Origin of the sequence: Actinomadura alba (genome assembly GCF_014323705.1) — a bacterium.
Taxonomy (GTDB): Bacteria; Actinomycetota; Actinomycetes; order Streptosporangiales; family Streptosporangiaceae; genus Actinomadura_C; species Actinomadura_C alba.
Genome location: NZ_JABVEC010000072.1, coordinates 1 through 11,145, shown reverse-complemented (window position 1 = coordinate 11,145; position 11,145 = coordinate 1). Strand labels below are relative to the sequence as shown.

Here is an 11,145-nt window from a genome sequence, read left to right as displayed (position 1 = left end):
CGCGGTCCATCGACCGTCTCGCAGATCGTGAGAGGTGCAGCGATAAATGCAGATCAGATCTCTTTTCCACCAATTGATAGATAGGGCGCGGAAGGCGCCCAGAGCCCCTGTCACCACGCGACGCCTCGTCGGGGTGATGGTGGGTGTGGCGGTGTCGGCGCTATGGCTGTCGTCGAGTGCGGTCGCGAATCCCCAGGACCAGCAACTCCGTCAGGCGGCGGCACAGGTGCTCACCTGGACCGCCGACAACAGCATGACCGCGTACAAGTCCGTGCCGACCACGGCGACGGCAGGGCCCACGACGATCGTCTTCGAGAACAGCACGGCGACGGGCAACACCACCGGGATGACGCACACTCTGACCTTCGACACGTCCACACCCGGCTACAACCACGACGTCGCCGCCAACATCATCGCCAGCCCCTTTGACGCGAGCGGTGGCCGGCACGAGATCCAGGTGAACCTCACGCCTGGGAAGTACCGCTTCTTCTGCGCCATCCCCGGCCACCAGATGATGACCGGCGAGCTCGTGGTCACCGGCGGTGCCTCGGACACGACGCCGCCGCAGGTGTCGGCGTCGGTGTCGGGGGACAGGGACGCCGATGGCAATTATGTGGGTTCCGCCACGGTGACGGTCTCGGCGAGTGACACCGAGTCCGGGGTGGACAAGGTGGAGTACTCGCTCGACGGGCAGCCGTTCGCGGTGTATGCGAACCCGCTCGCGGTCGCTCAGCCGGGTGCGCACACGGTGCGGTACCGGGCGACGGACAAGGCCGGGAACACCTCGAACGTGGGTTCGGTGTCGTTCACGGTGGTCGACCCGCAGCCGAAGGACACGACGCCGCCGCAGGTGTCGGCGTCGGTGTCGGGGGACAGGGACGCCGATGGCAATTATGTGGGTTCCGCCACGGTGACGGTCTCGGCGAGTGACACCGAGTCCGGCGTGGACAAGGTGGAGTACTCACTCAACGGTGGGGCGTTCGCGACGTACTCGGCTCCGGTGTCGGTGAACCAGCCGGGTGCGCACACGGTGCGGCACCGGGCGACCGACAAGGCCGGCAACACCTCGACCGTGGGGTCGGTGAACTTCACGGTGGTCAACCCGCCGGGCAAGGACACGACTCCGCCGCAGGCGTCGGCGCAGGTCACCGGCAGCCAGGACTGGGCCTGGAACTATGTGGGCTCCGCCAGGCTGACGATCTCGGCGAGTGACACCGAGTCCGGGGTGGACAAGGTGGAGTACTCGCTCGACGGGCAGCCGTTCGCGGTGTACGCGAACCCGCTCATGGTCGCTCAGCCGGGTGCGCACACGGTGCTGTACCGGGCCACGGACAAGGCCGGAAACACCTCCGATGTGAGCACGGCGAAGTTCACTGTCGTCGAAAGCGGGACCGGCTCGGGATGCAAGTCAGGTAAGGGCACCGGCTGCCCCAAGTGAGTTCCTTCAGCCGGGGGCGACCGCACTGGTCAAGTGAGGTCGCCCCCGGCTGGGGACGAATGTCGACTGGGCTCCGATTCGCCTTGTCGACGGAGATGGCAGAGCCGGAGCGTCGTCATGACCGCTTCGGGTCGCCCTTGAGCTGATTCAGCTCGCCCGGAACCAGGGGGCGGCGGTGGTGTCGTTCCTGTAGAACTCCACCAGGGCGCGGGCGACCTTGTTGCGTCCGGACGTACTCGGGTGCACGCCGTCGGTCTGGTAATCGGCGCACGTCCACTCAAGGCCGTCTCTGCGGCCTGGAACCCCGCCCGGCACGCCGTCGGCGCCCAGCCCATCGGCCCACAGGTACGGCCCCCAGGCCAGCCAGGGAGCGGGAGCGCTGGTGCCGGCGTACGCCAGTCGTGGGTCACCGGCGATCTGGTCCTCAATCAACTGCTTCACGGCGAACGCCTGCTCGTACGCGCCCTTGCCGCGGAGCGCGGTGGAGTAGTCACCGTAGGTGCGGCTGGACAGGTGGACGATCCGCAGGTTGGGGTACTTGCTCTTGGCGATCGTCACGATGCTGCGCAGCGCATCCCGCAACTGTTGCGCCCCGCTTGGGAAGGTGCCCAGGTTGTCGCCACCGAACTGCTGTTTGAGCCAGACCGTCTGCACCTGGGCCGGCGTCACCCCGGCCTGCATCAGCCGGTTGTTGAGGACCTGCCAGGTGGTGCTGTTCGGGTCGGCCCAAGCGGTCGCGGCCTGCCCGCCCTGCGCCCCATCGACGAGGACCAGCTTGGGGTTGAGGGTGGCGTCGCCGGCCACCGACTGCATGAAGGCCTGGAACTCCTGGGTGGTGTTGGACATACCGATCGACGCGAAGACGACCTTGCCGTTGGTGTTGTCCACCGCTCCCGAGGAGTTTCGCGGCAGGATCTGGTTGGTCGCAATGGACCGGCCGGCCGAATCGTGTGCCGCCGGGCGGCTGTTCGCACCTCCCGGGTAGAGGCCACCCTGAGCACCCAGGTAGGTGCCTGTACCCAGATCGACCAGGGGCACCCGTCCACTGTGGGTACGAGTGCAGTCGGACGCCTGTGCCGCTGAGGCGGGCCCCAGCACCACCAGCGACGCCACCGCCGGCATCATCAGAGTGCTCAGCGCGGCCGACACCCGCCTGTCTCCTTGCCGGCGCCGACCCAGTACCCATTCCATTTGCGCCCTCCATTCTGAGTTACGAGCGCCAAACGTCCCCGGCATCATATGTCCGTATCGATCAAGCGGGAAGGGTGCTCCTGCCTCATTCCGGAGACAGCGGAAAGACGGTTGTTGTCAATGGCCATATAACGCCAGGCAGTGGAGGCCGACACCTCGAATCCGGCGGCCAGTGACCACTGGGTTGATCTCGGCATCTTTGGTTTGAGGTTGACAGTTCCGCGAGAAGGCGTACGCGCTCAGGGTTCAACCAACAAAGAGCACATGGTGCCAGAATCCTTCGAAACCGCTCATCAATTTCATACAGAGCATATCGAAACTCGCGTAGCCATCGAGTAATGACAACGTATCATTCGAGGTCGCGCCACGCCGCGCACCCGTTGACCAGTCCGAAAACCAGGTTGGCAAAGGCTCGGTTGTTCGCGAAGACGAACGCCGGGCGGTTCTCAGGAGAGTGGCCAGTTGCGTAGGGCGGCGTCGGCCATTTCCTGGAGTTCGTCGCGGCCGACACCGCTGGCGGCTTGCACGGCGATGCCGGATGTCAAGGTGGTGACGTAGCGGGCGAGTAGTGCCGGGTTGGTCTCCGGGGGCAGGTCGCCGTCGTCGACGGCTCGTTGGAACCGCTCTCGGATACAGGAGTAGCCGTTGTTGCGCCAGGCGACGAGGAGGTCGCGGACTTCGCGCCCGGAGTCGCTGGTGGCCAGGGCGCCCTGGATGCCCAGGCACCCGTGGGGATGTGTCGGGCGGGTGGTGGTTCGAACGGTGCCGGCCAGGATCGCGGTGGCGACGCCGAGGGCGGTCGGCTCTTCCAGGGCTCGGGCCAGGTATGCGCTCGGGCCTTCGGTGTAGCGCTCCAGGGCCTTGCGGAACAGCTCCTCCTTGTTACCGAAGGTTGCGTACATGCTGGTGGTGGAGATGCCCATCGCGTCGGTCAGGTTGGCCAGGCTGGCCCCCTCGTAGCCCTGCTCCCAGAAGACCAGCAGGGCGCGCTCGAGAGCTTCGTCGGCGTCGAATCCTCGCGGTCGGCCGGTTGAGCGGCGTTGTTTGGTCTCCACCTACGCAGTCTACCCCCTTCTGTAGCGATCGATGCAGAACATGCTACCGTCGAGTTCTGCATCGATCGATGCAGAACTCGACGGAGGTCAATTCACGTGGGACTACTTGAGGGCAAGACCGCTCTCGTCACCGGAGGCAGCACCGGGATCGGCCTGGCCAGCGCCGTACGACTGGCGGCCGAGGGCGCACACGTGTTCATCACCGGCCGGCGCAAGACCGAACTCGACGCGGCCGTCGAAGAGATTGGTTCAGCGGCTACCGCGGTGACCGGCGACATCTCGAACCTCGCCGACCTGGACCGGCTCTACGAGACGATCCGCAGCCGAGGACGGGGCCTGGACGTACTGTTCGCGAATGCCTCCGTCGCCTCGTTGGTGACGCTTGAGCAGGTCACCGAGGAGCACTTCGACACCCTCTTCGGCATCAACGTCCGGGGCACGCTGTTCACCGTTCAGAAGGCGCTGCCGCTGCTCAACGACGGCGCCTCGGTGATCTTGAACGGCTCTACCAACGTGGACGTCGGCGATGAGGCGCTCGGTGTGTACGCGGCTACCAAGGCCGCCACCCGATCGTTCTCCCGGACCTGGGCCAACGAACTCAAGGGACGCGGCATCCGGGTCAACACCATCACGCCCGGCCCGACCGATACCCCTGCTGTGTCGGGGCTCACTCCCGCCCCGGCCGCCTTCAAGCAGCAACTGGCTACGCGTGTGCCGCTGGGCCGGCTCGGGCGCCCGGAGGAGATCGCCGCTGCCGTGACCTTCCTCGCCTCCGAGCAGAGCAGCTTCATCACCGGTTCGAGCCTGTACGTCGACGGCGGCCTGAACCAGATCTGAGTTCCATGGCCGCACATCCGGCGAGGATGGCGGCGCCTGGCCGGCCGGGCGGACAGAGGTCACGCCTGCCGCAGCAGCGAGAAGGTGATGCAGTGCACCAGCAGCTTCCTGCCGCCGGCACCGGAGACGGTGCCGCAGGGGACCGCCGGCAGGAGGAGTCCGGCCGGTGAGCGGTAAGTCCGCGCGTCAAGCAGGTCTGGACGATCAAGACGGTCACGATCAGAGCGACCCATCACCCTGATCAACGAACGGTTCCGACGTGCACCCCATCTGCGGTGCCCTCGTTCGACTCCGTTCAACACAGAATGAGGTAAAGGACCCATGCCAGTAATCGGCCTCATTGGCGCAGGTGAGGCCTGGTAGCCAGATCGCGCGTGCGTCGATCGCGAACGGCTACGACGTCGTCATTGCCAATTCACGAGGACCCGAGACTTTGAAAGACCTCATTGGGACTGTCCGGAAGTTCGCTCGAGTGCCTATGACATGCCCTACGTACGGAGCCGAGTTCCGGGCCTCGCGAGTGTCTGCATACGATCGATCATCCATCTGTGTGGAATCACCCTCTCGATTCGTCCGGAAGGCTTGGGCGAGTGCTGGGCCCACCCGCATCCATGGGTTGCGAAATCTCCGACCAATTCGGCTGGTACGCACCTTGGCGCCTTTGGGATGACCTCAATGGAATGCCGTTGAGAGCGAGGAAGTATACTCTGCTCTCGTGCCTGCTGACTTGGGGCCGGACGATGTTCGAACGCTTGCCAAAGGTCTTGACCAGGCTGGATGCCTCGATGGCTGCTGGTTCCGTCGTTATGGGCGCCCACTCTCACTCCGTCGACACCACATGATATTCAAGTAAGGTACGGCCTGCCGGGCGAACCTACTCGTTCGTTGTCCCGGCCACCCAGCGCTCCTTGGCGCCTATGAACGTCGCGGAGTTGACCTCTGCCCAGGCGCGGGCGCGGGTCTCTGTTAGGACGTCCGCGGGGACGGTCGTATTGGTCATGTTGGCGTGGTAGATGTTCATCATGTCGGGGTTGAAATCGGGGCTGATGTGGCCGCCGGCGATCGCCATGTCGAACAGCGGCGTGCCGGGCATCGGCACGACACAGAAGAAGTGGGCCCCGTCCAAACCGTAGGAGACGTGTTCGCGAGCCATGTCGATGGTGGTCTCCATCTCCTCCATCGTCTCGTCCGGCCAACCGATCATGTAGTGGCCGTAGATCTTGAAGCCGTACTCCTTCATGGCGACGATCAGCCCGGGAAGGTCGGCCATTTCCACGTTGAGCTTGTTGCTCGCGTACTTACGCATGATGCGCAGGTTGGCCGTCTCGAACGGCAAGTTGATCTGCGTGAAACCCGCGTTGGCCAACGCCTCGAGTACTTCGTGGTCGGGTTTCCAGCGCTTGAGCAGGTGGATGATGTTGATGCCGTTGACGTCGCAGACGGTCACGCCGGCCTCCTGGATCCGCTCCAGCAGTCGCAGGCCGCGCTTCTTCTGCCCGAGCAGCGAGTCGTCCTCGATGAACACGTCCGTCACGCCGAGGCTCTTCAGGGTCTCGATCTCGGCCATCACCCGGTCGTCGGACTTCACGCGGAAGCTCCCGATGGGCCCGCTGATGCTGCCCTCCGTCTCGTCGGCAATGTGGCAGTACGTGCAAGCAAACGGGCAACCGAGCGAGGTCATCATGGTGCCGTAGCGCAGCTCAGCGCCGGGCTCGAACACGCCGGAGTGCGGCCGGGCCATCTTCCAGTAGCGCTGGTTGGGCAGCAGGTCCCAGGCTGGCATGGGCAGGGTGTCGAGGTTCCGCACCATGTCCTGGGCACGGGCGGGGTTGATCCGGATCCGGCCGGCGTCGGGGAACGCGACGCCGTGGATGTCGGCGAAGCTCGGCCTGCTCGAGCGCCGCACGGCCTCGACGATGTCGATGATGGTGTGGTCGGCCTCGGACAGGCACACCACGTCGAAGCCGGCCGCGAAGAACAGTGGCAGCCGGGAGCGCGCGTTCACCCCGCCGGAGACGAGGATCTTCTCGGGATAGGCCGCCTTGATCAGCCGGGCGCAGTGCAGAACCATCGACTCCTGGTCGGTGAAGATCGACGTGATGCCGACGATGTCGTGCTCCGCCACGACCCCGAGGATCCGCTCATCGCTGACGCCGGTGCGCACCAGGCCGCTCGGGATCGGCGACGGGTTGGCGAAGATGTCGTCGAGCACGTCGGGTCCGCCGCCGACACAGGCGTCGAAGACCTGCACGTGCACTCCATGCTGCCGGAGCGCTCCGCCTAGGTGCGGATAGGCGAGCGAGCCGTTCGGCTTGCACACGGTCCCTGGCACGCTCTGGTTCGGAGGATACAACAGTAGAACACTGAGGTCTCGAAGCTGCATTTGAAAAATGTATCCTCACTCAAATAGACTGCCTTCTTCTCCCGTGCGCACTGTGGTCCGGCCGGCCCGCAGGTGGCCGTTGTTCTGCGGCGTGCACTGGACGGTCGGCGCCCGCTCGACAACGTCCGTCGACGTGGAGGGATTCTGCTGGCGGTCGTGGTCACCACCGCCAACATCGGTGACCGCTTCGGCGCCAAACTGCTGGTCATCGCGCTACTGAACGTCTGTACCCGGCTCAAGCTGATCTGGGCCGATTCCGGCTACGACGGCAAACCCCCTGGCCCCCCTGGGTCCGTGCCGTCGCCGGGATCACGGTGCAGATCATCAAGCGCACCGAACTGCACGCGTTTCACGCCATACCGCGCCGGCGGGTGGTCGAACGCAGTTTCGGCTGGTTACTGCGGTACCGGCGCCTGGTCCGCGACTACGAACGACGCCCCGAACACATCAGCGACCTGTGCGAGACGATGCCACGCTCCTACTTCGCAGCCGCCGACCAGCACCTAGCCGGCCTCTCACCGCATGAGCGCGTCGTCGCCGCGCACCTGCTCGCCACGCACAGTGTCGTGCAGAACTTCCCCGGCGTCACCCAGCGCGCAGCCGAGTTCACCGCTCTCGGCACCGGTCCCGTGATCCATCCGACCGGCTCGATCGTCGACATCGAAGGACTGCAGAACCTACGACGCGACGCCGAACCAGAACACGACCTGCTCACCGCGCTCCACGAATCAATGGCCCTTGGACAGCTGCCACTGGCAATTCATGAACAGCACTACGCACACATCTTCACCATGCGCCCGCTCGACGGCACGCTCTTCGGCCAGAACGCCGGCCGGTTCGCCGACATCCTGCCGGATCACCCGATACCCGAGGACGATTTCGCTGGACCGCCGCCCTCGTGGAGATCGCCGGCCGCGTGCGGGAAGACGACGAGCTTTACGCGAAGTTCCGGCAAACATTTAACGAACGAATCGAAAAATACATCTCGCTCACCCCAGAACAGCGGCAATACGGCGTCGAAGAACTGCGGAACCTGCTCCACGGTGAGCCGATCCACTCGGTGATGGCCAGGATCATCACCACCCAGCCCAGCGAGTGACAACAATGGAGTCTCCGAACCGCAGGCAGGGTTGAAACTTCCGGGTCGCGGCCTACCTTGCCTACGCCGGGCGACCGCGTGAGGGAGGGGCAAGTCGCGGCTTCCGCCACCCTTGCCGAACACCCGTCAGTACCGCCGCCCCTCTTCGCGGCCGCCGGCGGGCAGTGGACCGCCGCCAGCCCGCGCTCGGCGGCCCGCGAACGGTCCGGGAAGCTTCATCAGTAGCATTCGCTTCGCCATAGGGGTCGCTCGGACCGCCGGCCCTGCACTCCGGGCAGCCCTGGTGCCGTCATTCCCGTCGAGGAAGGGTGTGGGTGCCGAATACTGTGTCACCTCATGCGACCTGCGAGTATTCGTGTAGAAGACCACCGAGTCGGTCTCGTCGGATGACCGTGATGTCGGCGTCGATGGGATCGGGTAGTGCCCGGGAGCGGGCTGGCCTGGTTCAGGGCCCCGGTGTGGACGGTGCACTTTAAAATAGGCCTCGTAGACGGCGAGGACCGTGCGCAGGTGGCATCCAGGTAACCAGGGCGCCGCCCGGCTCTGATCGTCTCCGCTGGCGCCGACGGTAACCCGTGTTGGCTGACGACCCGTGGTTGCTCGTTGGTTGCTCGGATGTCGTGATCTTGTCGTCCATGGCCTTCCGGGGATGATCGTGGCCGTCCTGTTAGAGATCACAGCAGTGAGTCCGGTGGCGGTGGCGATCGGTGTGATGTTTTGGCCTGGTGGGTGTGTCCAATGTCGTGAACATGCCGGATGGCAGTGACTTCTGCGGGTGTAAGGCCTGCGGCAGTGCTGGGATCGTTGGATGAGGTCGCCGTTGGTCCTGAATGGGTCTGGCTTGACGCGGGCGATGGAGTTGGGCGTTCATATCGTTCGCCCTGGGCGGTAGGCCGGCTGGACCCGGCGCGCGGTCATCCCCCGGGCCGCGTGTGGAACGCGTCCCCACCCACCGTCATCGTCATCTGCAGCACCGGTTGCCAGGTGATGCCTGCGTTACGTCATCTGGCGCATGGACTGTTCTTCGGGAACGTTGGGGGTTCCTGGTCTTCCGGCAGGGGCGAGCGGAGCGAATCATGTGCGGAAAACACACAGCATCTACGTCGTCCCGACCAGGGATTCCACAGGGCCAGCTGATCGTGGAGGCGCGGACCTCCCTGCAATGATGAGCGAAGGAATCTGAACGAGGAAAACGCCGCGTGGACAGCTCGATCAGGGCAGAAGATCAGCCTGCTGAAGTCGCGCCAGATCACGAGGTTCCGGCTGGGGCGCGGTCGCGACGGTGCGCGCAGCGGGCTTCGTCGGCAGGACCATCGCCAAAGAGGTCGTCGAGGAGATCGTCGACGACGAACGACGTGACACCGGGCCGTCGAGACGGGGCCAGGAACCCGTCGCCGGTCCAGCTCGTTGAATCGCACGCAACACCGGCCCCGCCGTAGATGACGTAAGGAAGCCATGGGGGAAGGAACCGGGCGCGGATGGAGGTTCGCGATCGCCATGATCGCCCCCGGCCTGCTTGCGGAGGCGCGAGCACTGGACGAGTCGTCCGAGCCCGCCGAACCGCTGCCCGTCTACGCCCCATGCGCCGCGACTGGCGGAACGTCGTGGTACCGGCCGCCGTTGAGGATCCAGCCCCGGAAGCCGAATCCGCAGCCGCGCGATCAATGCGGCCCGTGGAGATGGTTTGATCAAGGCGGGCCTAAGCCGAGAATATGAAGGAGACGACGATGGCGATCACGCTGACCAAGGAAGACGGAGCCGCCGATCTGAACGGCATCACCCACCTGATCGTGGGTGTGGCCTGGGACCCCTCCGCCGGATCCAGTGGCGGGCTCCTCGGCAAGGCCCGACGGAAAAAGGGCGTCGACCTCGACCTGATCGCCGTCCTCATGCAGGGCGCGGAACCGGTCAGACTCGCTGGCCTGGACTCCCTGGACCCGCTCGGCAACGGCTCGGTCAAGCACTCCGGCGACGAGCAGACCGGCGCCGCCGAAGGCGACGACGAGACCGTCCAGGTCACCTTCGCCAACGTTCCGCCTGCGATCACCTCCATCGTCTTCATCGCTGCGGCCTTCAAACGAGGCAGCTCCTTTGACAAGGCCAACAACATCTCGTTCAAGGTCTATGACGCCACGGGCGGCAGCTCAGAACAGGTCGCCGACATCTGGCCGTCCCTGCTCGGCGCCGACAACGCCAACGCCATCTGCCGAGCCCTCCGCAACGGTTCCCACTGGCAGCTCGAAGTCCTCAACCAGCAAGGCAAGATCAAGCAAGGCGACCGGCAGGCCCTCATCAGATTCGCCATGCAATAGACCGGGCCCTATCTCACAGGCTGCGACCCCTGTGAACACCAGCCTCCTTCAACCGCCGCGGCGGTGGGGTCGTCTGGTCAACGGGTCGGAGCGAACGGCGAATTCGATCGAGAATCTCCAGCGCAGGTGTGAACGTTTGGGGAGTACGCACCAGATCTGCGTCCGCAGATGACCGCCCGAGTAAACGGGGCCGTTGTCACGGACGCGTTGATGTCGTGCTGGATGTCGTTGGCGGCGACATCCAGCACCATGCCCTCCAGGAGATACGCGCCCTGGTTGTACGCCTGGCGGCGGAGAAATAACGATCATCGTCCGCATCAGTCCCGGGACCAAAGGCCACCGCTGCACGAACCCGGCCGAGTGATCGACATGACCGCCCGGATCCAGCGCTATAAGGTCGTCGGAGGCTTGATCAACCAGTACCGGAGAGCAGCCTAGCGATCATCCAGACCCCAGCTGAGAGCCGATGCGCGGATATTGGCACGGCACAGGCCGGAACCGTCACCGTGGCGTTGATCCCATCAGGTGTGGCGCCTCCGCTCGTCCAGCCGGCCTTCACCGTGCCCTTGAGCGTCGGCGTTCCCACGAGCGCACGCTCGACCCCGCCATGCTGGAGCTTGATCTGGACATTCGCGAAGCCTGCCCCCAGCGGCTGGCGACACCGTGATGAAAGGAGTGGGTCGAACGGCGGTCTGCTGCGCGTCCGTTGCGGCCAGCGCTCCGCTGGGTATCAGGGGTGACCACCACTCCCGCCGTGAGCGCAGACTTGAGTAGCGCTCCACGATTTGGTCCGATCCGGACGTCTCCTGAGTCCATTGTGACTATTGGTT

8 protein-coding genes and 1 pseudogene are annotated in these 11,145 nt (G+C 65.1%); 5 read left to right on the top strand and 4 right to left on the bottom strand.

The genetic code is table 11. From position 1 onward, the window contains the following. Positions 1 to 136 precede the first annotated feature (136 nt). Positions 137 to 1,438, top strand: a complete 1,302-nt coding sequence (locus HKK74_RS38580; protein ID WP_187248395.1) for a cupredoxin domain-containing protein — start codon at positions 137 to 139, stop codon at positions 1,436 to 1,438. A 147-nt stretch (positions 1,439 to 1,585) separates the two neighbouring features. Here HKK74_RS38580 and HKK74_RS38575 read toward each other — a convergent pair whose 3' ends face one another. Together HKK74_RS38575 and HKK74_RS38570 are read right to left on the bottom strand one after the other, a co-directional pair. Continuing rightward, complete coding sequence (locus HKK74_RS38575) at positions 1,586 to 2,629, bottom strand: hypothetical protein (RefSeq protein WP_187248394.1); 1,044 nt, start codon at positions 2,627 to 2,629, stop codon at positions 1,586 to 1,588. Between the two features lie 446 nt (positions 2,630 to 3,075). Beyond that, positions 3,076 to 3,684, bottom strand: a complete 609-nt coding sequence (locus HKK74_RS38570; RefSeq protein WP_187248393.1) for a TetR/AcrR family transcriptional regulator — start codon at positions 3,682 to 3,684, stop codon at positions 3,076 to 3,078. Positions 3,685 to 3,780: 96 nt separating this feature from the next. Here HKK74_RS38570 and HKK74_RS38565 point away from each other — a divergent pair, with 96 nt between their 5' ends. After that, positions 3,781 to 4,521, top strand: a complete 741-nt coding sequence (locus HKK74_RS38565) for an SDR family NAD(P)-dependent oxidoreductase (RefSeq protein ID WP_187248392.1) — start codon at positions 3,781 to 3,783, stop codon at positions 4,519 to 4,521. Positions 4,522 to 4,580: 59 nt separating this feature from the next. On the opposite strand, the gene HKK74_RS38560 is transcribed toward HKK74_RS38565, so the two are convergent. Together HKK74_RS38560 and HKK74_RS41775 are read right to left on the bottom strand one after the other, a co-directional pair. Next, a complete protein-coding gene (locus HKK74_RS38560; protein WP_187248391.1) occupies positions 4,581 to 4,754 on the bottom strand; it encodes a hypothetical protein in 174 nt (57 codons plus the stop codon). Between the two features lie 641 nt (positions 4,755 to 5,395). Continuing rightward, positions 5,396 to 6,853 (bottom strand): B12-binding domain-containing radical SAM protein, encoded by a 1,458-nt coding sequence (locus HKK74_RS41775; protein ID WP_222723259.1) that lies wholly within the window; start codon positions 6,851 to 6,853, stop codon positions 5,396 to 5,398. A 123-nt stretch (positions 6,854 to 6,976) separates the two neighbouring features. Here HKK74_RS41775 and HKK74_RS42110 point away from each other — a divergent pair. From HKK74_RS42110 to HKK74_RS38545, 3 genes and pseudogenes are all read left to right on the top strand, one after another. Continuing rightward, positions 6,977 to 7,165: pseudogene (locus HKK74_RS42110) on the top strand (hypothetical protein); the annotation flags it as partial. Between the two features lie 53 nt (positions 7,166 to 7,218). Then, a complete protein-coding gene (locus HKK74_RS42105) occupies positions 7,219 to 7,968 on the top strand; it encodes a transposase (RefSeq protein ID WP_187248389.1) in 750 nt (249 codons plus the stop codon). Positions 7,969 to 9,730: 1,762 nt separating this feature from the next. Beyond that, on the top strand, positions 9,731 to 10,315 hold the full coding sequence (locus HKK74_RS38545; RefSeq protein ID WP_187248388.1) for a TerD family protein: 585 nt from the start codon (positions 9,731 to 9,733) through the stop codon (positions 10,313 to 10,315). The last annotated feature ends 830 nt before the right edge of the window (positions 10,316 to 11,145 follow it).

Coding starts and splice junctions, on each gene's coding strand:
- HKK74_RS38545 (WP_187248388.1), top strand. CDS start 9,731: ATGGCGATCACGCTGACCAAGGAAGACGGAGCCGCCGATCTGAACGGC.
- HKK74_RS38580 (WP_187248395.1), top strand. CDS start 137: ATGGTGGGTGTGGCGGTGTCGGCGCTATGGCTGTCGTCGAGTGCGGTC.
- HKK74_RS38560 (WP_187248391.1), bottom strand. CDS start 4,754: ATGGGTCGCTCTGATCGTGACCGTCTTGATCGTCCAGACCTGCTTGAC.
- HKK74_RS38575 (WP_187248394.1), bottom strand. CDS start 2,629: ATGGAATGGGTACTGGGTCGGCGCCGGCAAGGAGACAGGCGGGTGTCG.